General features: G+C 67.8%; 21 protein-coding genes and 1 riboswitch. Of the genes, 9 read left to right on the top strand and 12 right to left on the bottom strand.

The window, feature by feature from the left end; genetic code table 11:
* Positions 1 to 13: 13 nt before the first annotated feature.
* Genes cobO through J2X46_RS04380 form a run of 3 tightly spaced genes read right to left on the bottom strand, consistent with a single transcriptional unit; the run spans position 14 to position 3256 of the window.
* Complete coding sequence (gene cobO, locus J2X46_RS04370; RefSeq protein ID WP_310247372.1) at positions 14 to 628, bottom strand: cob(I)yrinic acid a,c-diamide adenosyltransferase; 615 nt, start codon at positions 626 to 628, stop codon at positions 14 to 16.
* 1 nt (position 629) lies between these two features.
* Positions 630 to 1256, bottom strand: a complete 627-nt coding sequence (bluB, locus tag J2X46_RS04375; RefSeq protein ID WP_310247374.1) for a 5,6-dimethylbenzimidazole synthase — start codon at positions 1254 to 1256, stop codon at positions 630 to 632.
* Positions 1253 to 3256: a VWA domain-containing protein gene (locus J2X46_RS04380; protein ID WP_310247377.1), complete on the bottom strand. Its 2004-nt coding sequence runs from the start codon at positions 3254 to 3256 to the stop codon at positions 1253 to 1255. Before J2X46_RS04380 ends, bluB begins: the two co-directional genes overlap by 4 nt.
* 71 nt (positions 3257 to 3327) lie before the next feature.
* Positions 3328 to 3464: riboswitch (cobalamin riboswitch) on the bottom strand.
* Between the two features lie 18 nt (positions 3465 to 3482).
* Between J2X46_RS04380 and cbiE the strand changes: the two genes are divergently transcribed.
* Positions 3483 to 4688, top strand: coding sequence for a precorrin-6y C5,15-methyltransferase (decarboxylating) subunit CbiE (gene cbiE / locus J2X46_RS04385; protein ID WP_310247380.1), 1206 nt, complete (start codon positions 3483 to 3485; stop codon positions 4686 to 4688).
* Positions 4689 to 4901: 213 nt separating this feature from the next.
* Here the strand turns inward: cbiE and J2X46_RS04390 are convergent, their stop codons facing one another.
* On the bottom strand, positions 4902 to 6869 hold the full coding sequence (locus tag J2X46_RS04390; RefSeq protein ID WP_310247383.1) for an AAA family ATPase: 1968 nt from the start codon (positions 6867 to 6869) through the stop codon (positions 4902 to 4904).
* Positions 6870 to 6973: 104 nt separating this feature from the next.
* On the bottom strand, positions 6974 to 7507 hold the full coding sequence (locus J2X46_RS04395; protein WP_310247386.1) for a hypothetical protein: 534 nt from the start codon (positions 7505 to 7507) through the stop codon (positions 6974 to 6976).
* A gap of 233 nt (positions 7508 to 7740) precedes the next feature.
* Between J2X46_RS04395 and J2X46_RS04400 the strand changes: the two genes are divergently transcribed.
* Together J2X46_RS04400 and J2X46_RS04405 are read left to right on the top strand one after the other, a co-directional pair.
* On the top strand, positions 7741 to 8442 hold the full coding sequence (locus J2X46_RS04400; RefSeq protein ID WP_310247388.1) for a hypothetical protein: 702 nt from the start codon (positions 7741 to 7743) through the stop codon (positions 8440 to 8442).
* A gap of 230 nt (positions 8443 to 8672) precedes the next feature.
* Positions 8673 to 9170, top strand: coding sequence for a hypothetical protein (locus tag J2X46_RS04405; RefSeq protein ID WP_310247392.1), 498 nt, complete (start codon positions 8673 to 8675; stop codon positions 9168 to 9170).
* Between the two features lie 222 nt (positions 9171 to 9392).
* Here the strand turns inward: J2X46_RS04405 and J2X46_RS04410 are convergent, their stop codons facing one another.
* Both J2X46_RS04410 and J2X46_RS04415 read right to left on the bottom strand, forming a co-directional pair.
* A complete protein-coding gene (locus J2X46_RS04410; protein WP_310247395.1) occupies positions 9393 to 10160 on the bottom strand; it encodes a hypothetical protein in 768 nt (255 codons plus the stop codon).
* Positions 10161 to 10337: 177 nt separating this feature from the next.
* Entirely contained in the window at positions 10338 to 11309 is a 972-nt protein-coding gene (locus J2X46_RS04415) for a hypothetical protein (protein WP_310247397.1), read from the bottom strand.
* Between the two features lie 235 nt (positions 11310 to 11544).
* Here J2X46_RS04415 and J2X46_RS04420 point away from each other — a divergent pair, with 235 nt between their 5' ends.
* Together J2X46_RS04420 and J2X46_RS04425 are read left to right on the top strand one after the other, a co-directional pair.
* Positions 11545 to 11949, top strand: coding sequence for a hypothetical protein (locus J2X46_RS04420; protein ID WP_310247400.1), 405 nt, complete (start codon positions 11545 to 11547; stop codon positions 11947 to 11949).
* Between the two features lie 161 nt (positions 11950 to 12110).
* Entirely contained in the window at positions 12111 to 12422 is a 312-nt protein-coding gene (locus J2X46_RS04425; RefSeq protein ID WP_310247401.1) for a hypothetical protein, read from the top strand.
* A gap of 71 nt (positions 12423 to 12493) precedes the next feature.
* On the opposite strand, the gene J2X46_RS04430 is transcribed toward J2X46_RS04425, so the two are convergent.
* Positions 12494 to 12658, bottom strand: a complete 165-nt coding sequence (locus J2X46_RS04430; RefSeq protein WP_310247403.1) for a hypothetical protein — start codon at positions 12656 to 12658, stop codon at positions 12494 to 12496.
* 756 nt (positions 12659 to 13414) lie between these two features.
* On the opposite strand from J2X46_RS04430, the gene J2X46_RS04435 reads away from it, so the two are divergent.
* Both J2X46_RS04435 and J2X46_RS04440 read left to right on the top strand, forming a co-directional pair.
* Complete coding sequence (locus J2X46_RS04435; RefSeq protein WP_310247404.1) at positions 13415 to 14536, top strand: hypothetical protein; 1122 nt, start codon at positions 13415 to 13417, stop codon at positions 14534 to 14536.
* Between the two features lie 91 nt (positions 14537 to 14627).
* Complete coding sequence (locus tag J2X46_RS04440; RefSeq protein ID WP_310247406.1) at positions 14628 to 15119, top strand: hypothetical protein; 492 nt, start codon at positions 14628 to 14630, stop codon at positions 15117 to 15119.
* Positions 15120 to 15131: 12 nt separating this feature from the next.
* Here the strand turns inward: J2X46_RS04440 and J2X46_RS04445 are convergent, their stop codons facing one another.
* Positions 15132 to 16502 (bottom strand): FAD-binding oxidoreductase, encoded by a 1371-nt coding sequence (locus J2X46_RS04445; RefSeq protein WP_310247407.1) that lies wholly within the window; start codon positions 16500 to 16502, stop codon positions 15132 to 15134.
* 248 nt (positions 16503 to 16750) lie between these two features.
* Between J2X46_RS04445 and J2X46_RS04450 the strand changes: the two genes are divergently transcribed.
* On the top strand, positions 16751 to 17026 hold the full coding sequence (locus J2X46_RS04450) for a Fe-S cluster assembly protein HesB (RefSeq protein ID WP_310247410.1): 276 nt from the start codon (positions 16751 to 16753) through the stop codon (positions 17024 to 17026).
* A gap of 132 nt (positions 17027 to 17158) precedes the next feature.
* Positions 17159 to 17686, top strand: a complete 528-nt coding sequence (locus J2X46_RS04455; protein ID WP_310247412.1) for a GNAT family protein — start codon at positions 17159 to 17161, stop codon at positions 17684 to 17686.
* A 68-nt stretch (positions 17687 to 17754) separates the two neighbouring features.
* Here J2X46_RS04455 and J2X46_RS04460 read toward each other — a convergent pair whose 3' ends face one another.
* The 3 genes from J2X46_RS04460 to J2X46_RS04470 are packed head-to-tail and all read right to left on the bottom strand — an operon-like array spanning position 17755 to position 20665.
* Complete coding sequence (locus J2X46_RS04460) at positions 17755 to 18492, bottom strand: SAM-dependent methyltransferase (protein ID WP_310247414.1); 738 nt, start codon at positions 18490 to 18492, stop codon at positions 17755 to 17757.
* Positions 18489 to 20015: a precorrin-2 C(20)-methyltransferase gene (locus J2X46_RS04465; protein ID WP_310247415.1), complete on the bottom strand. Its 1527-nt coding sequence runs from the start codon at positions 20013 to 20015 to the stop codon at positions 18489 to 18491. Before J2X46_RS04465 ends, J2X46_RS04460 begins: the two co-directional genes overlap by 4 nt.
* The gene (locus J2X46_RS04470) at positions 20012 to 20665 is read right to left on the bottom strand and encodes a precorrin-8X methylmutase (protein ID WP_310247416.1); all 654 of its coding nucleotides are present in this window, start codon (positions 20663 to 20665) and stop codon (positions 20012 to 20014) included. Before J2X46_RS04470 ends, J2X46_RS04465 begins: the two co-directional genes overlap by 4 nt.
* Between the last annotated feature and the right edge of the window lie 6 nt (positions 20666 to 20671).

The following is a 20671-nucleotide window of genomic DNA, read 5'->3' on the forward strand; positions in this document are numbered from 1 at the left end:
AGGCGGGGGAGGGCTACCACTCGATGCCCCGCTGGCCCTTCTGCCCGACCTCCATCGGGTGCTTCACCTGGCCCATCTCGGTCACGAGGTTGGCGGCCTCGATCAGCCGCGCGTCGGCGTGCCGGCCGGTGATCACGACGTGCTGGCGGCCGGGGCGGCCGACGAGCGCGGAGACGACGTCGTCGACGTCGACCCAGCCCCACTTCATCGGGTAGGTGAACTCGTCGAGGACGTAGAGGTCGTGCCGTTCCTCGGCGAGAGCCCGCTTGATCTCGGCCCACCCCTCAGCGGCGTCGGCCGCGTGGTCCTCCTCGGTGCCCGCCTTGCGCGACCACGACCAGCCCGAGCCCATCTTGTGCCAGGTGACCGGGCCGCCCTCGCCCGTCTCCTCGTGCAGATCGCCGAGCCGCTCGAGCACGGTCTGCTCGCCGATGCGCCACTTGGCGGACTTCACGAACTGGAAGACCCCGATGCTGAAGCCCTGGTTCCACCCGCGCATCGCGAGCCCGAAGGCGGCGGTCGACTTCCCCTTGCCGGGGCCGGTGTGGACCATGAGCAGCGGGCGGTTGCGCCGCTCGCGCGTGGTGAGCCCGTCGTCGGGGATCGTGGTCGGGACGCCCTGCGGCATGTCAGCCCCTCCAGCTCTCGAGGTGGATGGCCTCGTCGAGCGAGCGCCCCTTGCGCCAGCCGTGTCGTACGAGGTCGGGCACCGCCTGCAGGTGCCGCACCGGTCCGAGGCAGAGCCACGCGACCGGGCGTACGCCATCGGGCAGCCCGACGAGGTCGGCGAGGAACTCCTCCCGGTAGAACGACACCCACCCGACGCCGAGGCCCTCGGCGGTGGCAGCGAGCCAGAGGTTCTGGATGGCCAGGCAGGTGGAGTAGAGGCCGGTGTCGGCGATCGCGTGGCGGCCGAGCACGTGCTGCCCGCCGCGCTCGGGGCTGTAGGTCACCACGACGCCGAGGCCGGACTCGCGGATGCCCTCGACCTTGATCTTCTCGAAGGTCGTCCGGCGCTCGCCCTCGAGCTGCTCGGCGAAGGCCCGGCGCTCGGTCTCGACGTGGTCGGCGAACTGCTCGCGGGTGTCCTCGTCGAAGACGAGCACGAAGTCCCACGGCTGGCTGTGCCCGACGCTCGGCGCCTCGTGGGCAGCCTGGAGGACACGCCGCAGCTGCCCGAGGTCGACGGGCTCGCCACTGAACTCGGCACGTACGTCGCGCCGGCGGGCGATGACGTCGTACAGGTCTGTGCTCACGCCACCCTCGCCACGCCGGTCAGGGCTTGTGCGCTGACCTCGGCGATCGGCAGGTGGGTCGCCTGCAGCTGCTGGGCAAGCTGGGCGGCGAGGCCGAGCCGGATCGGGCCGTTCTCGCAGTCGACCACGACCGAGCTGATGCCCTGCTCGGCGATCCACTGCGCCGCCTTCCGGCTGCGGACGACGGGGTCGTTGCCGTGGGTGGCGCGGCCGTCCGTGATCACGATGAGCAGCGGTCGCCGTCGTGGGTCGCGCACCTTCTCGACCCGCAGCACCTCCGCCGCGGTCAGCAGGCCCTCGGCGAGGGGGGTACGCCCTCCTGCCGGCAGGTCGGCGAGGCGCTTGGCCGCGATGTCGACCGAGTGGGTCGGCGGGAGCGCGACCTCCGCGGTGTCGGCGCGGAAGGTGACCAGCCCGACCTTGTCGCGGCGTTGGTAGGCGTCGAGCAGCAGGCTGAGGATCGCGGTCTTCACCTGCTCCATCCGCTTGCGCGCGGCCATGCTCCCGCTCGCGTCCACGCAGAAGAGCACGAGGTTGGCCTCCCGGCCCTCGCGTCGTGCGGTGCGGAGGTCGGTGTCCTCGAACCTGATCCGGCCGTCGGTCCTACCGCGGCTCTGCTGGTGTGGTGCCGCTGCCCGGATCGTCTCGACCAGGTGGAGCCCGCCCTTGCCCGTCGGGTCGGACCCGACGCGTCCACCGTTGGTCGTCAGGGCCCGCGACCGCTTCCCCGACTCACCCGCGCCGGTCCCGGTGACCTCGAACCGCCGCACCTTGTACGGATCCGCCGCGCCCACAATCTCAGTTGGTCGAGTAGCCGACGAGGAACGAGGAGGCGTATCGAGACCCTCCTCGCGATCCGTCGGTTGAGCAGGGCGCTCCTCGTGATCCGTCGGTTGAGCAGGGCGCTCAGCGTGATCCGTCGGTTGAGCAGGGCGCTCAGCGTGATCCGTCGGTTGAGCAGGGCCCTCCGGGCCCGTGTCGAAACCAGGATCATCCGACCCGTCACCCTCCGGCTCCGGAGGCGCAGGCGGCTCAGGCTCCGGCTCCTCATCGCCGAGGATCTGGTCCAGCAACTCCTCATCCAGCCCAGGCGCATCGAACGGGTTCCGCCTCCGCCGGTGCGGAAGCGCGAGCAGCGCAGCCTGGCGGATGTCGGCCCTCGTGATGAAGGTACGACCGTGCCAGGCGGCGTGCGCGATCGCCGTACGTGTGGTGACGATGTCGGCGCGCATGCCGTCGACCTCGAAGGCGGCGCAGACCTCGGCGACCTTGGTCAGCACCGCGTCGGTGAGCTCGACCTCGGGCAGCAGCTTGCGGGCGGAGGCGATCCGGTCGGTCAGCGCGCGCTCGGCGTCGGCGTACGACTCCACGAACGCGTGCGGGTCTGCGTCGAAGGCGAGGCGACGGCGTACGACCTCGGCGCGCAGTTGAGGGTCGCGCGGTGCGGCGATCTCGACGGTGAGGCCGAAGCGGTCGAGGAGCTGGGGGCGGAGCTCGCCCTCCTCGGGGTTCATGGTGCCGACGAGCACGAAGCGGGCGGCGTGGGCGACCGAGACGCCGTCGCGCTCGACGGTCGAGCGGCCCATCGCGGCGGCGTCGAGCAGCAGGTCGACGAGGTGGTCGTGGAGGAGGTTGACCTCGTCGACGTAGAGGATGCCGCGGTGCGCGCGGGCGAGGAGGCCGGGCTCGTACTCGGCGACGCCGTCGGCCAGCACCTTGGAGAGGTGCAGCGAGCCGAGCACGCGGTCCTCGGTGGCGCCGACGGGCAGCTCGACGAGGCGTACGGGTCGGGTCTCGGTCTCCGCGTCACGCGGCCAGGTGCCATCGGGCGAGGTGTCGCCGGGGGCGCTGGAGAACCGGTCGCCGGCGACCACCTCGATCGGCGGTAGCACGGACGCGAGGGCGCGGACGGTCGTGGACTTGGCCGTGCCCTTCTCGCCGCGCACGAGGACGCCGCCGACCTCGGGGGAGATCGTGGTGAGGATCAGGGCGAGCGTCATGTCATCAGATCCGACGACGGCGCATAGGGGGTACTGCAGTGGCATGGGGGCTCCCGCTCTCGTTGCCAGGTTGGAACTGACTGGCGGGAGGCCGGTCTTCGGACTTCCGAGGTCGTGCCTCGGTCACCGCAGCGGGCCCTGTGCCGGAATCTCACCGGCTTCCCAGATTCTCCCCAGACTTCGGGGCACCTCTCGCCTTGTGCGCGTCACGATAGCGTCTGCGGCCATGTCGTCCACTGGTGTGCCCACGGAGATCGTGGTCGTCGGGATCGGGGCCGACGGGTGGGCCTCTCTTTCGCCGTCGTCGCAGGCCCTGGTGCGCGAGGCGTATGTGCTCTGGGGCGGCTCGCGGCACCTGTCTCTGGTGCCTTCCGTGCCGGGCCAGACGCGGGTCCCGTGGCCGTCGCCCTTGGCCTCTGAGCTGCCTTTGCTGCTTGCCGAGTACGCCGGTCGACCCGTCGTCGCGTTGGCCTCCGGCGACCCGTTGGTCTCCGGGATCGCGACAACCTTGCTCGAGTACGGCGCCCCGGTGCGGGTGGTGCCGGCGGTCTCGTCGGTGTCCCTGGCTCGGGCTCGGATGGGGTGGTCGTCCTCGTCCTGTGCGGTGGTGACGGTGGTCGGTCGGTCCGTGTCGTCCGTGCTCCGCGAGTGTGCGCCGGGGCGGCGGTTGCTGGTGCTGTCGTCGGACGCCTCGACCCCTGCCTCGGTCGCTGCGCTGCTGACCTCGTCGGGCTGGGGTGCGTCCTCCATGACCGTGCTCGGCGACCTGGGCTCGTCGTCGGAGTCCTCGGTGTCTGGTGATGCCTCATCATGGTCGGCTTCGTCGCCGGCTCTCAACGTCATTTGCATCGAGGTTTCTGGAAACGGCCTCGCTTCCTGGGCGCCTGGCCTCCCCGACCCGGCCTTCGAGAACGACGGCCAGCTCACCAAGCGCGACCTCCGCGCCTCCGCCCTCGCCCGCCTCATGCCCACCCCCGGCCAACTCCTCTGGGACGTCGGCGCCGGCGCCGGCTCGGTCGGCATTGAATGGATGCGGTCGCACCCCACCTGCCGCACCATCGCCATCGAGTCCGACCCCGAGCGAGCCGCTCGCATCGCGCGCAACGCTGAGGCCCTCGGCGTCCCCGACCTCCAGGTCGTCGAAGGCCGCGCCCCCTCAGCCTTGGATGGCCTCGAAGCTCCGGACGCCATCTTCATCGGCGGAGGGGTGACCCGGGAAGGCGTCCTCGACACCTGCCTCGCCGCCCTCAAGCCCGGCGGCCGCCTTGTCGTCCACGGCGTCACGTTGGAGACCGAGACGTTGCTAGCCAAGGCGTCCGCCGACCACGGCGGCGAGCTCACCCGCATCAGTGTCGAGACGGCCGCGCCTGTGGGGACGTTCACCGGCTGGAGCCCAGCACGGGCAGTCACTCAATGGGCGCTAACGACGTAGGTCCAAGTAGGTCTTCGACCTAGGGCACCCCGCCCAGAATGCTGCGTCGGCACGTGTCGCGTTCTCGTCCGACCGTGGGCGCCGACTGCTCTCTTATGGGGCGACAGCTCCGAAGAATCCGGCGGTTGATCGAGCTCGTCCCCTCCGGTCGGTCTAGTTGCGGGAAGTAGGCCGCGAGGCGATCACGCAACCCAGGCTTCTTGAGCGGCCTTGTCAGATGTTCACGGTGCCGTTGAGCTGTGAGAACAGCGCCGCGAACTGCTTCACCGTCTTCGGCTTGATCGATTCGAAGAACTCTTCGCGGTGATCAGTCAACGCGTGGGCCGGCACTGCGTGATCAAACGCTCCGCGGACACCCGTGATCTTCTTGATGATGGGCTCATCGGTATTGGGCAGGTCCGAGGCCTTGACGTCTTCGTTGAAGGCCCAGTTAAACAGCTTCAGGTAGTCGGCAACGTCGAACAGATCCTCGATGTCTGCGTTCGACGGCAACTTGTCGAGGTCGGAGCACACGACGATTGCATCTTCGCCGACCCCGTTGTGCCGCGCGGCCTTCTGGATTCTTTGCAACTTCGCGTTGGTCCGATCGCCATCAACGAGCGCCGTCACGGCGAGACGTCGTCCAAGCAGCGCCACGAAGGCTGGCATGTTGTCGATGCCGCCAACCGGCAGGATCGCCAGGCGTGGGTCGAGGCCATGGTTGTCTCCTTCAGGCTTGACGAGGAGGTACTCCGTTAGCCGCTGCAGGTAGACGAAGTCACTGCTGCCCTCGACGAGCAGGTGCTGCCCAGAGCCAATGAAGAGATGCTGGCTAACCGAATAGCCGAGTGCCGACTCCACCGGGAGCATCGTGGAGGGATCCGCGCTCAAACTGATCGGCGTCACGACGACTCCTTGGTCGGGATCAGATCGAGTTGCTCGATCGTGAACCCCACGTAGCTTCTCGTACTTGGTCGGGTCGACCATGTGTTGCGAGTGAGTCGTGTAGATGGTCTGCTTTGACGAGCCGAGCTCCTCGAAGATGAAACGCACGAAGTCGCGCTGGGCATCGCCGTGAAGACTGGTACCTGGCTCATCGAGCAAGACGATGATTGGACTCTTCGAGTGCTGGTACTCACTGAAGGCGGCGAAGAACGAGAAGAACCACTGGAACCCAGTGGAACGCGTTGAAAAGTTCGTCTCGACGTTTCCGTGGCGGCCGTCGCGCAGTTCGATCTTGAGGATGCGGTGCGGGCGCTCCACGCCATCAGGTTCCTCCACCATGATGCTGTCAGTGTCGAAGATGACGTCGAGGTCATTGTTCTGACGCCAGTACTCGAATACGTGCTGGCTGAGGTCGACGCTCGCCGCTTGAAGTTCCGCCTTCCGACTGTCGTAGTCGGAGTCCATGAAGTCCTGCGGCCTCTCGCCCGCGTGCGCGAGCAACGCGACTACCGAGCGCTCTCGGTCGGTGAGTGGTTTGCCAGCCGCGATCTTTGATGCGAGGTCGTTGAGGTCTGTTTCTCCGGGAAGCACGTTGTAGGAAGAGAAGTAGAAGAACTTTGGGAGCCGATCCCACACGGTGTCGACTTGTTCCTGCTCCCACCCGCCTTCGAGAAAGCCGTACTTGTTAAGAGCTGTGCCGAAAGCCGTCATCGCCTTTGCGCGCAAGGGCTCATCGGCGTCCTTGAGCGATTTTGCCTGCTCCTTCGCGACCGACCTTGCATCGACAAGGTCCTCGCAGGCAGTGAGGGCATCCAGGTCGTCGCCCGTGATTTCTACGTCCGCCGCAGCCTGAACAATCACGTCGGCATCGTCATAGGAGAACCAGATCTCAGCGTCGTTGTCGTAGTCTCGAGACGCATGCACACTGACATTCTCGGGAATACGCACACCAAATGTCCCCGCGAGGGCGTCAATGTCAGCTGCATCCAGTGCAAATGTTGCTTGGATAGGCCGTGTCTCAGACAGCCCAGAGTTCGCGCGGCGGTCGCGGGCAAGTCGCCACCGCGGATACTCCTGAGTCATGTTGAACTTCAGGCTGGTTCCGTTCGCGGGGTTTAGTCGGTGCGGTGCCTTAAGGACGGTGGTCTTCCCGGACTCATTCTTCCCGACAAGGCAGGTGACGTCATCCTCGATATGTATCTCTTGGTCTTCGACGAAGTTTCTGAATCGCCGGACCGTTATACTGGTCAAACGCATTATTGCTGCTCCTCAATGAAAGAATCAGTTTGGCAACAGGCAAACTTCCCGGCGAGCATAAGCGGAACCACCGACAGTCCGGCGCCACTCGACGAGAACCGACATCAACTCGCAGCCGTCATTGCCGGGGACACGAGCTGTGCCTGTGCGGCTTCTTCGAAGGCGTTCAGGGCGGCGGCCCGAGGTGCCTGGAACTTGGCTTGGATGTCTTCATCGCTAGGGCGGGGATGGTAGGTCCGCGAAGCGTTCATTAGCGCCTCTGCTGATGGCGCGAGAGCCGGGTGCAGCAGGCGGATGAGTGCCAATGCGCGGCGGCACTCTTTGAGCGCCGCCTCGATGCCCTCAAAAGCTCGCCCGCGCCTGTCGAAAAGGTCCTGTCGCCCGTTGCCGTTGCCGGTCTGCCGGCTGACCATGAGCTCCAAGTTGGTGAGACCTAGGTCTTGCTGGGCGACCCAGAGTGCGTCGCAGCCGCCCCAAAACTGCGCGATGAGAGCGTGCAACTCGTCTCGGCGCTGCAGCCCCTTGCTCGCCTCAATCTGCCTAGTCGCCACAACGGTCGCTGCCTTGGCGCCCACGAGCGCGCCAATCACGGCTCCCACTAGGCCGCTCAAGAGATTGCCCAGCGCCGCAACGTCCACAGCTGGTCCCCCCTTTTCGTCTTGTGGGACGCTACAACGTGGAGGGGATCTGGACTCCACATTCATGCGTATGCGAAGGACGCGGGGTCGGCCAGTGGCGCTCAAACGTTCGGGCGGCGACCGGCATTCCGCTTGGAAGTTCGACGAGCTGCGTGATGCCGAGACCGCGTCTTGGGTTCACGACAGCATGGATCACGAGTCAGGCATCGCTACGCCGTGCAACAGTGCCCTTCGTGACTGCCGAAGAAGCACCAAGCACTGACGCCAGCGGCGGCAGACAGACGGACTCGCCTGAAGGTCGAACGTACCTTCTCGAAGGCGTGTTGGGCTCAGTGCTGATTCTCGGTCCCGCGATCTGCGTCGGTGTCGCAATGGATGCTAGGTGGGGATCCATCGCCGAATGGGTTGCAGGTCTGGCAACGGTCGCAGCCTTCCTCGCCGCAGTGCTAGCGGCACGTTTTGCCGCCCGGGCACTCGAAATTGAGCAGGATCGCGAGAGGGATCGGCAGAACGCGATCATTCGAGAGCAGGCCGTACTCGTCGCTGCATGGATCGAAGTTGACTACATCAAGAGCTTGGCCGGAGCGCGCGTCCACGCGAAGACGATGACGTGCATCTTGCGTAACGCGTCGCCCGTTCCGGTTCATGACGTCGAGGTTCGCGTCTTGCTTGATGCGGCAGATGGAGTGGGTCGGAAGTTGATTGGGACGGTGAAACTCGCAACGCTCCCCCCATCCACAGACCCCATCTCGGAGCGGATAGCGCCATTTCAGAGGACCGACCCGATCGCCGCCGTGCGGGAACGAGCCGATGTGCCGGCTCTTCGTTGTTCAATGGACTTCACTGATTCTGCCGGGACTCGATGGTTCAGGGGGGCCAATGGTGAGCTCGAAATTGACCAGGACTACGACCCTCTGAAGCAAGGAGGTGCGTAGGAGCACGCATGGCGTGTCGGATGTGGCTCCGGACTGCGTCTTTCCGCCGCCTAACAGCGTGCCGCGAGGTGAGTTGCCTCTCTTCATCCGCACAGCACTATAGGGAGGCCAAGAGACCGGGATGCCAGTCGAGTCGTTCTTTAGCCCGACGTCTGGCCAGTCGGCGTCTCCAAGGTTCGCTGAGTTCTTCGTCTCTGCCGTTTGAGGCCTGGGGTCATAACGTGGGCTTTATGGCTTGCTTCGAGGAATGCGGCTGCACTTGTTACGAGTGGCCGGGGGACGCCGTCTTCGACTCCGCGATTGAGCGGGAGACCCGCATCAACATCACCCTGCGCGGCCTAGTCGAGACGCACCCGGGGTGGTACTCGGAGGGGGCGGACGGGATAGCCAACAACGATGTGACGTGGATCGGCCTCAGAAATGTGCCTGGTGTATACGTCCTATGGCAGCAGGCTGACTACTGCTCAGAACACAATGCTGACCACCTGCGGGCGTTCTACGTTGGCAAGGCCGGCAAGAACATTGAGGCCCGCCTCAAGGTTCATCAGGGCAAGAAGCAGATCAACGACATCCTCAGTACCCAGGTCTCGATTTGGCAGGGACCTAACCGCCTCGCCAAGTACATCGAGCAACTGCTCTTGGACTCATTCAGCTTCCCGCTCAACGGCTACGAGACGGGTGGAACCCTACCGTTGTGTCATCACATCCTCCCGGCCGCATGGAACTAGGGGTCATCGCTCCTCGGGTAGTCATGCCCGTCCGGTTGCGAATGGCCTTGAGTCACTTCGCCGCGTACCGTCCGGCGCGCGACATTGCGCCGCGTCCGGCACGGCAACGTGCCACGGCACGCATCTGCCGTGTATGGCGCGCCGCGCGCCTGCGCTCAGCACCAAGTGGTATCCATTCAGACCCGATCTCAGTTCGTGCGGTTCGTAGTAGTGCGGGCCGGCTTAGCTCGCTCCCGCCGGAAGAGGTTCCGGCTTGACGAGGTCAAGACCGCTGAGATGCTTGTCCAACCGCTTCGCCATTGGCCGGAACGTAGCGAAGGTCAAGCCGCCCGATGCGATGCCCCCGATCACAGGCACGAACTTGGCGACTCCGTTCGCGAAGATCTGCTTCGTCATTCGAGCGCCGAGTAGACCAGCCACCTTCTTGACTATGGGATAGACGGTTCCCTGTGTGAGCGCCTTCTGCGGAAGCTTCTTGACGACCTGGCCAGCCATCATGGCTGAGACCTTTGTAATCCCGGTCTGGGCTGTCTGAACGCCGAACATGACGCCGATGAAGAGTGTGAGTAACCCTGCCGTCGCCTCGTCGAGCTCCTCGTCGTCGGCGAACAAGTCGGGCCAGCTGTGGATGTAGGCCAGCTTCTGCGTGATGCGAATGACGTGCCCGAAGTACTGCGCCACGTCGGCGGGCACCGTGCCTGCCATCGCCATGCCACCGGGGATGCCGGCTGCCGCTGAGATTCCGGTGACCTTGGCTGTTTCGAAACGGATCGAGGTCCTGGCTACCTTCTCGATCACGCTGCGCGGGATCCCCGCCGCGGCTGGCGTTTGGGCAATCGCTTGAGCGATCTGTTCCTCAGAACAGTGCCGCTTCAAGGCAGTGCGGAGGTAGGCGGACCGGTCGATTCGGACACCTGGCAGCCGAGCTGACGCGTCGAGAATCTGCGTGAACTTCGTGCTGGCGACTTCAATCTCGTTGCTCCCCGTCATGCCCCGGATCGTAGTCACGGGGTGCGACGTCACGCTGGCGATCAAGTGACACGAGCGCGTTGCACGTTTCTCTGTGAGGATGTAAGCGCTTGCGCGTGTCCCATCTCGCCACAGGGAGGCAGACGTACCGCTTGCGATCCGTTCGTGCGTCAATCCGCCGCGTGACGGCAGCGAGCACTAGACCTTCACTTGGATCTTCTTGTACCGGGAAAAGCGAAGCTCGAGTCCGAACTCCTCACCCTCGAGCGTGAGTGCCCGGCCGTCGGTGTGACCGCCTTGCCACAACCAGGGAAGGACGAACCGAGTCGCGTCGTCCGGCGGCATGCTGTCGATCTCCGCAAGTGCGCGGTCGCGGAGCGCTTCGAGCGCTTCCGGATTCTGAGCGCCGACGCCTCGTTGGCGACCGTCGGCGGCAGTTGCGCGAGCGAGATCCAGCAACACAGGTGGACCCCCCTTTGAGACGTCTGTCTCCCGTTCGGAGACCACCCCGCGCTCCGTGGCAGTGGGAAGGTCGGGGCGTGGCAAGCCCAACACCACCTGGCGCTGCTCCGTGGGCTCGAGCAGGCTCAGGTTGCTCACGACCGAGGCGACCATCTTCACGTACGCCTCCACCTCTGAGCGTTGGTCGTCGCCCCAAGCGCTATCGACGAGGGGGAGGACGTTTTGCCAGGTGAGGTGGCTGTATCGCTGGCCCTGGAGCAGGGCTGGGGCGGGCTTGGTCAGAGGACCGGTGATATAGGTCAGATCCAGGTTGCAGCCGGGGTGTGCCGCGGCGGCGAGCCTCAAGTAGTACGGCAGTTGATCGGCGCGGTGGCTGCCGGCTTCCGTCTTCAGTTCGATGACCCACACGCGGTCATCAGATAAGACGGCCCAGTCCGGCCAGCCGTTCGCCGCTTCGTCCTCGAGCTTGGGTAGCAGGTACTCATCGATGAACACCTCTGGAGAACTCGACGATCCATCAGTGGCGTGAGAACCGTGAGCTGCTTCATCCAAGAGTTCGAGGAACCGTCGCCCCGCAGCGCCTGGTGACCGCGGCGTGTTCCACGGTGGCGCCTCGCCGTCGAGGATCAGCGTGGTGAGGAGCCGCTGGAGATACTCCTCGCGGCCCAGCTTCAGTCGTCCCCACAGGGCTGTCGGGCTTTCCCACATGCCGGCAGCGTAGGCCCGCGCCCTGACACTGATGTCGTAGCTCCGCGTCACTTCGCCGCCGGGCTAGCGGACGCCGACGAATTCCGCGAACGCCACACGATCCGCGCAGTCATCCCGCATCCTGTCGGATGTGAAGCGGGGTCAGGATCTCAAGGGAAACCCATCACTCTTGGCGGGGCGACCGTCGGCGCCTCGGTTCGCCGAAGGCAAGAAGTGCAGATGGTGCGACACGCCCGTGTTCGCCAGCCAGATGCCGAAGCCGCTCGGGCGCGGCAATTGGTCCCACGGCTCTGGCTGCGTCAGCGACCCAAAGCCGTTCGAGCTCGAGCGTGTGGCGGTGCGTCGGCTGCGGGACCGGGGAGTCGACGATGACCGCGACGCGATCTTTGCCGAGGTGGAGGCCATGCGGTTAGAACGCGACGCGCAACTGCTCGCGTACCTGGCTCACAGCATGCGCCCGGGAATTGGTGACCAGGAATGGGAGCAACTCAACCGGTCACTCCCAGACCGAGCACCGACGCCACAGATCCTCCAGGCGATGGATGTCGCCGGCGACACCGACACGACGCGCTGGCTTCGCACGGAAATGTACTACGACCACTTCAACCCTTGGGACGAAGGCGAGCTTGAGTACGAGTGACGCTTGATGTCGACTGGCCAAGCGCCATCAACCCGTATCGTCGACGTGCGTCTTACCGCCGCCCTTAGGCGTGTGACAGGTCGTGATGCGGGTGCTTCGTCGGTCAGACCATCGCGTCGATTCGTGAGCGAGTCCGTCTCCGGGGGAAGTAGCGTCCCCACATGACGCGGTACGAATACGACGAGGAAACCAGCGAGCGGCTTCACATGGACGTCGTCCTCGAGGTCGACGATCGGCCGACTCCTGTGGCGCGATGGGTCGACGCTATGCGTCGATTGAATTCGATCGACGATCCTCTCGCCCGCCGCGTTCTGGCTCTCCATCGAGATTGCGGATCTGGCGGTGGCACGTGCGATGGAGGCTTTGAAAGTGAGCCGATCTCTCGCAGAGTTGGTTGGGGTTGCGAGACCACGTCGGCGATCGCTGACCACTTCGGAGTCGACTACCCGGTGGCACAGCCCGAATCCGACTGAACGCTCCGCCCGCCGCTGATCAGGCGTGGTGTCCGGCCTTCGGCGAGCAGACAGAACGCGATGCGGATGGTTCAGCCGCGGAAACGGGCTCGGACCTGATCCGCCTGTTCCGCGGTCAGCGCCCAGCGGGCGTATGGCATGTTCTGCCAGCCCTGATCGCGGAGCCACTGTCGAATTGCTCTATCGCTGACGCCCAATTCGGCGGAGAGCTGTTTCGGTGTGATCGGCTCGGTCATCTGGTGAACCTAGGCGCCCAACGCAAGCATGTGAAGACGGATGCGCGCCCTGACCGGCCCGAATCCGCCGCCTTCGGGCCACCGAAAAGGGTCCGCCAGCGCGCGGGCGAGGCGACTCCGTTCGAAGCGGCGGCCCGGATAGCGTCCGGAGGTGGCCAGCTCCCGACGATCCAGCAGTCGTCGACGGAGCGTGCCCCCGCGCCGGAGGCGCACCACGCAGCCGCGACCGTTGCCGACAGCCGGGCGCGGCGAGCCGGTGTGGGTGCTGGATGTGCCGTACGGGACCCAGGTCGACGGCGCGAGTTGGCACCCGGCAGTGAAGACCCATCTATACGTCGGCAGAAGACTTCCCGAGCACCTGAAGCCGTACGCACCAGGGCCCCACACGCTCGGGCGGTTCATCGAGAACTCCCTCAACCCCGGCGATCCGGCGCCGAACCCCGAGCCTACGGATGCGCTCGAGCCCAGACGGATCCAGTTCGAAGCAGCAGATGCGATCGCGGCACGCGCGGAGGCGGGTGGGCGGCTGTTCCTGCTCGCTGACGAGCCCGGGGTGGGCAAGACGATCTCCGCGGTCCTGGGCGCGAACGCGGTCGGTGACATTCGAGGCGCGCAAAGAGTGCTGGTCGTCGCGGACCGGCCGCGATCACGATCGGCCACTGGTGCCGCACGATCACGGCGCTGGGCGACGGCGGCCTGGAGTGGGTCGTCATCACGTGGGACCGGCTGGAGAAGGTCAAGGACCACGCCTGGGACGTGATCATCGCCGACGAAGCCCACGCCCTGCGTCGTACGACGACGAAGCGGTGGAAGCTGTGGGCGCGGATCTCCGGGCACGGGAAGCCGCACGACACGGCGCCGTTCGTCATCGCGACCACCGCGACGCCGGGGCACACGCCGCTCGAGCTGCCGTACCTCGCGCCGGCCTATGCGCAGGTCCTCGGCGAGTCGATAAAGGAGTGGACGAGCGCCACGAAGCCCGGCGAGCTGTACGCCGACGCGCTCGAGCGCCACGGCGTCGGGGTGGAGCGGGGACGGTACGGCGCGGCGTGGACCACCGATCCCGCCCGGCGAGCTGCGGACCTCAAGCTCGTGCGCGGCTGGCTCGACGAGGAGCGGCCGCCGGCGATGCTGCACCGCGCGGCCCCGTGGGGAGCGGTGCCGATCTCCGGGATGCCGGTGGCGCTGTCGCCGGCGGAGCGGACGGCGTACGAAGCGGAGTGGGGCGAGTTCTGCCGGGAGATGGACATCGCCCGGCGCGGTCGCAACGTCGCGAAGGGGCGGGCCGCGCTCCTGCGCTTCCGGCAGAAGGCCGGGCTCATTCGCGTCGACTCGACGGTCGCCTGGATCGCCCAGCAGGTCGAGGCGGAGCGACAGGTGGCGTGCTCGGTCGAGTTCGTCGCCACGGCCGCGGACCCGATCGCCGACCGGCTGCGCGACTCCGGCATCGAGGTCGCCACGATCTACGGCCGCGATCGGTTCGACCCGGAGGCCGAGCGGCTCAAGTTCCAGACCGGGCAGGCGAAGGTCTGCGTCTTCACCACCGTCGCCTCGATCAGCCTGCACGCCGGCGAGACCCTCGCCGACGGACGCACCGCGAGCACCGAGCCGCGGGTCGGTGTCTTCCACCAGGCCCGCTTCTCCGGCATCGCCGGGCGTCAGGTCACCGGCCGCACGCACCGCGACCACCAGGTCTCGCCGTGGCACATCGCCTATGCCGAGGGCACCGTCGAGGAGCAGGTCGGCAAGGTGATGGTCGAGCGGATCGCCGCGGCCTCCGACACCGTGGGCAGCGACACCTCCGGCCTCACCGACCTCGCCGAGCTGCTGGGTGCAGACTGGCTGCCGGTGACGACCCTGACCGAGGACGGCACCTGACCACAGCCGCCAAAAAGGTGGACCAGTAGCGACAGCAGGACCCTGAGCCCCCACACTGGTGCACAGGCACGCACGCACCCGTGGAGGACACATGTCGAGCTCCGAGTACTTCCCGCACGAGGACGCCACGTCCGCGCCGGGCTTCGCGCCGGACGCATCGGCCGAGAGCCCCCGCGCCGTACCGACTCCCGCTGCCCAGGCAGACGCGTCCGCGGCACGCACGCTCGAGCTCGCTGCGATGACGGCCGACCAGCTCGTCGCCGACGCGCGGGCGGAGGCCGAGTCGCTGGTGAACGAGGCGCGGGCGTCGGCCGACGAGGCCGCGCAGGCCAGCCGCACCGAGTCGGACCGGGTCGCGGCGGAGCTGGCCAACGCCAGGTCGGAGCATGCTGCCGGCCTCGAGAGCGAACGTACGACGGCCCTGTCGGGGCTCGCCGACGAGAAGGCCGCCCTCGAGGCCGAGGTCGCGTCGCTCCGGCAGATGGCGACCGAGCAGCGCGACCAGATGCGACGACTCCTCACCGAGCAGCTCGCCTCCATCGACGAGACGCACCTCGAGCCGCAGGAGCGCCCCGCCGAGTGAGCGAGGCCGGCCTCAGGCCGGAGCGATGTTCTGGTTGTGCCGGAACAGGTTGCCGGGGTCGTACTTCGTCTTGGCCTGCTGGAGCCGCTCGTAGTTCCCCTTGTAGTTCACGCGGATCCGCTCCTGGTCGTCGTCGGCCATGAAGTTGATGTAGCCGCCCTCGTCGGAGTGGGGCGCGATCGCGGCGTAGTAGTCGCGCACCCACGCGGTGTTCTGCTCGTCGTCCGCTGCGTCCGGCCACATGCCCGCGATGACGGTCGCGAAGCTGGCGTCGCGGTAGGCGAAGGCCGTCGCGTCCGACTCGACCCGTTGGCAGGCGCCGTTGATCGGGTAGATGTGCATCGTCGACGTCATCGCCGGCACCTTCGCCCCGTGCTCGACGTGTGCGTCGATCGCCTCGTCGGTCAGCTCCGTGGCGAAGCTGGCCTTCCAGTAGTGCCTCAGGCCCGCCGGCAGGAGGTCGTCGAAGGCCATGTTGAGCGCCGGGTAGGGCATCGGGCCGACCATCTCGGCCACCGTCGGCGCCAGGTCACGGAGGGGCTTGAGCACCTGCTCGCCCTTGTCCAGGTCGCCCGCCCAGCACGCCACGAACAGCGCGAGCGTCGTGCCGTGCCGCTCCTCCGGGATGAACGGCAGGGGCGGCGCGATCTGGTAGGCCGGGAAGCCGCCGAACTGCTCCGGCGCGTCCGCGATGAACTCTCGGTAGAAGCGGAAGAGGTCGCCGGCCCGATCGAGCTCGAAGAACATCGGCCCTCCGTAGATGTCCTTCACCGGACTCAACCGGAACTCGAAGGAGGTCACCACCCCGAAGTTCCCGCCGCCGCCGCGGATCGCCCAGAACAGGTCCGCGTCGTCCTTCTCGCTCGCGAGGTGGAAGGTGCCGTCGGCCGTGACCACGTCGGCCGCGAGCAGGTTGTCCAGCGACAACCCGAGGCCGCGCGAGAGGTAGCCGATGCCGCCACCGAGGGTGAGTCCGCCGACGCCCGTGGTCGAGATGATGCCGCCCGTCACGGCAAGCCCAAAGGGGTACGTCGCCGCGTTCAGGTCGCCCCAGGTCGCGCCGCCGCCGACCCGGGCCGTGCGGGTCGTCGGGTCGACGCGCACGCCGCGCATCGCCGACAGGTCGACGACCACGGCCCCGTCCGCCGTACCGAAGCCGGGGACGCTGTGGGCGCCTCCGCGGACGGCGACCGTCAGGCCGTTGTCGGCCGCGAAGCGTACGGCGCCCATGACGTCGCCGGCGTTGGCCGCCTGTACGACGACAGCCGGCCGCTTGTCGATCATGCCGTTGCGCACTGCCCGAGCGGCGTCGTAGTCGGGGTCGGACGGTCCGGTGACCGTTCCCCTGGTCTGGGAGCGCAGCGTCTCCACGTCGATGCTCATTGATGACCCTCCTCGGGCTCGGACGGTGTCGGTCCGGGCGACAGGGGGCGTCGAGGAGCAGGTGCTGGGCGGGGCGTCACGAGCGCCGCGGTACGCGGCATTGGGTGGGGCCGACGTTAGTCCCGGGCGTCGGGCGCTCCCAGTTCCCAAAGAGGTCAATTGTCTGCGCCGTCGAGGCCCTCGGTTTGAGTGCGCGGGCGATCTTCGCAATGGTGGAGGGGACACATTCGCCATACGGGAGGAGAGCCATGCTTGCTCTCACCGAGAACGTGACCGAGATCGTCAACAAGCTCGCGGAGGAAGTGCCGGAGATGTCCGGCGTCCGCATCGCGACCGAGCCCGACGGGCAGTCGCTGTCCGTCAGTCCCGCCGACCACGCGGCCGCCGGCGACGAGGTGATCGAGCAGGACGGTGCGACCGTCTGGGTCGACGCCAACGCTGCCGAGGTCCTCGACGGCATGGTGCTGGACGGGGGCGTGGACGAGGACGGCAACATCCAGTTCGCGCTGGGTCAGCAGGCCTGACGTACTGCTCCAGGAGCCCCGGATCCCGTTGTGGGTCCGGGGCTCCTTGGTTTCGACACGCTCGCTTCGCTCGCTGCTCAACCGGCGAGGTGGCGGAGAGGTCGCGGAGGTGGCTGGCGGTAACGTCGCCACGTGCCCGAACCGTCCTTCGAGGTGCGGCTGGTGCAGGCCGACGACGTCGCGGCCCTGCACGCGCTGGTCGTGGCCAACCGTGAGCACCTGGCTCCGTGGGAGCCGCTTCGAGACGAGTCGTTCTTCACGCTCGAGCACCAGGCGGGTGTCGTCGCGGGGCAGGTCGAGCGCCACGCGCTCGGCCAGGAGCACCCCTTCGTGATCACGCTCGACGGCCACCTCGTCGGCCGGATGACCCTCTCCAACGTCGCCCGCGGTCCTTTCCAGAGCGCCAACCTCGGCTACTGGATCGACGCCGGCCACCAGGGTCGCGGACTCGCGACCCGGGCGCTCGAGCGCGTGGTCGAGGTGGCGCGCGACGACCTCGGCCTCCACCGGATCGAGGCCGGCACGCTGGTCCACAACGTCGGCTCGCAGACCGTGCTGCGCCGCTGCGGGTTCGAGGAGTACGGCATGGCGCCGGCGTACCTCAAGCTCGCTGGCCGCTGGCAGGACCACCTGCTGTTCCAGCGCATCCTCCACGAGTGAGGGGTGCGCGGGCTCCTTGGTTTCGACACGCTCGCTGGCGCTCGCTGCTCAACCGGCGGAGTGAGGGGTCAGGTGCGGGGGCGGTTGGACTTGTAGAGCCAGGACTCGGCGCCCTCCCGCGCTAGCGCCCAGCCGACGAGGATGACGGCTGCCTGCTTCAGGCTGGCCTTCTCGACCTGGTCGGCGATGTCGGCCAAGGTTCCCTTCAGCACGAGCTCGTCGGGCTGGGTGGCGCGGTGGACCACGACGGCGGGGCAGTCGGCGCCGTACTCACTCACCAGTGACTCCGCGAGCTCGCGGGTCCTCGTGATCGCGAGATGGAGGACCAGCGTCGCCCTCGTGGCGGCGAAGGCCGCGAGCGATTCCGTCGATGGCATCGCGGTGGATCGGGCCTGCGTGCGCGTCAGTACGACGGACTGCGCGACGAGCGGGACGGTGAGCTCCCGGCCGACGGCGGCGGCAGCGGCGGCGTACGCCGGGACTCCCGGGCACACGTCCCACGGGACGCCGGCGGCGTCGAGTCGTGCGGTCTGCTCGGCAAGGGCGGAGTAGAGCGACGGGTCGCCGGAGGTGAGGCGGACGACCTCGAGTCCGTCGGCCGATGCGTCGACCATCACCGCGGTGATCTGGTCGAGGTCGAGCTTCTGGGTGTCGACCTGGCGGGCGTCGGGGCAGTGGGAGAGGACCTCTGCGTCGAGGTAGGTCCCCGGGTAGAGCACGACGTCGGCGGCCGCGAGCAACGTTGCGGCGCGCAGGGTGATCAGGTCGGCCGCGCCCGGGCCGGCGCCGACGAAGTGGACGGTCACTCCGACTCCACGAAGCGCGGCGTCCAGACCTGGCCGGCGGTGGTCACCGTGGTCGAGGAGGCACCGACGATCAGCAGGCACTTCATGTCGATCGTGTCGGCCTCGAGCTCGGCGAGCGTCGTGACGGTCAGCGACTCCTCGGCCCGCCCGACATCGCGGCCGACCACGACGACCGTGTCAGGGCTGCGATGCTCGAGGAAGAGCTTCTGCAGGTCGGCGACGTGGCTGGTGCGGCTGCGCGAGGCGGGGTTGTAGACCGCGAGCACCAGATCGGCCTCGGCGATCGCGCGCAGGCGCTTCTCGATCACCGACCATGGCTTGAGCCGGTCGCTCAGCGACACGACCGCGAAGTCCGCGCCGACCGGAGCGCCGGCCTTGGCGGCGACGGCCTGGACGGCGCTGACGCCGGGCAGCACCTCGATGGGTACGTCGGGGTGGTCGGCCGCGGCCTCGAACACCGCACTCGCCATCCCGAAGACTCCGGCATCTCCGCCGGACACGACGGCCACCTTCTCGCCCTGCGCGGCCAGCTCCAGCGCGAGGCGGGCGCGGTCGACCTCGACGGTGTTGCCGGACGCGTGGCGGGTGAGGCCTTCACGCTGGGGGACGCGGGCGACGTACGGCCCGTAGCCGATGACGTGGTCGACGTCGGCGAGTGCCTCGGAGGCTTCGGGGGTGAGCCACTTGTCTGGACCCGGGCCGAGGCCGATGACTCGCAGTGGGTGGATGGGTCTCGATGCGCCCGCTCGTTCCTCGCGGGCTACTCGACCAACGAGAGAATCGCGGCGGCCTTGCGGGTCGGACGCGACGCTGTCGCCGGGGACGACGATCAACGAGAAGTAGGGGACCGTGGCTGGGTCCACGTCGACGACCGGCATCCAGCGCTCGGCGGGCATGGAGGCGCGCTCGACGTAGAGCGCGTGCTCGAGGCGACCCGCCTGGCGGAGGGCGTCGACGACGCCGGGGAAGCGGCGGCCGAGCTTCATGATGATCGCGCCGTCGGTGTCGGCGAGGCGGCGGGCGAGCTCGGGGACCGGGAGGGTGCCGGGGAGCACGGTGAGCACGTCGGTCTGGCGCACGAGCGGCGAGGCGAGGACGGCGGTGGCGGCGGCGAAGGCGGGCACGCCCGGGACGACCTGGGTCTCGAAGCGGTCGGCCAGCCGGTCGTGGAGGTACATGAACGACCCGAAGAACAGCGGGTCGCCCTCGGCCAGCACCACGACCATCCGGCCTTCGGAGAGATGAAGAGCCAGGCGCGAGGCGCAGGACTCGTAGAACTCCGCCATCGCGCCGGCGTACCCGCCCGGGTGCGCGGTCTCGCCGGTGGTGACGGGGTAGCGGAGCTCTTCCTCGATCGCCGTCGGCGGGATGAGCGAGGCGGCGATCGTGCGGGCGTTCGAGGTCTTGCCGACGCCGGCGTGGAAGGCGATCACGTCGGCCGACTCGATGAGGCGCGCGGCCTTGAGGGTGATCAGCTCGGGGTCGCCGGGGCCGAGCCCGACGCCGTACAGCCGGCCGGTCACTCCCGCTCCTGGGCGAGCGCGTTGAGCGCGGAGGCGGTCATCGCCGAGCCGCCGCGGCGGCCGCGGACGGTGAGGTACGGGATGTCGAGGTCGACCTCTTCGAGCGCCTGCTTGGACTCGGCGGCACCGATGAAGCCGACCGGGCAGCCGACGATCGCGGCCGGTCGGGGGGCGCCGTCGAGCAGCATCTCGAGCAGGTGGAAGAGCGCGGTCGGAGCGTTGCCGATCGCGACGACCGAGCCCTCGAGCCGGTCCTCGAGGAGCGAGAACGCTGCCGCCGACCGGGTCGTGCCCATCAGCATCGCGAGGTCGGGCGTGCGCGGGTCGTGCAGCGCACAGAGCACCTCGTTGTCCCGCGGGAGCCGCTTGCGGGTGACGCCGCTGGCGACCATGTGGGCGTCGGTGATGATCGGTGCGCCGGCCTCGAGCGCCCCTCGCGCCGCGCTGACGAGGCGCGGGTGGATGACGAGGTCGTCGGTGAGGTCGACCTGCCCGGTGCCGTGGACCATGCGCACGGCCACGCGCTCGGCGTCGGCTGGCAGGTGGTCGAAGCGGGCCTCGCGACGGATGGTCGCGAACGACTCGTCGTAGATCGCGGCGCCGTCGGCGACGTAGTCGAAGCGTCGGGTCGGACGGGACAGCAGGCTCATCACGGC

The organism is Nocardioides sp. BE266, assembly GCF_031457855.1.
Classification (GTDB): Bacteria; Actinomycetota; Actinomycetes; order Propionibacteriales; family Nocardioidaceae; genus Nocardioides.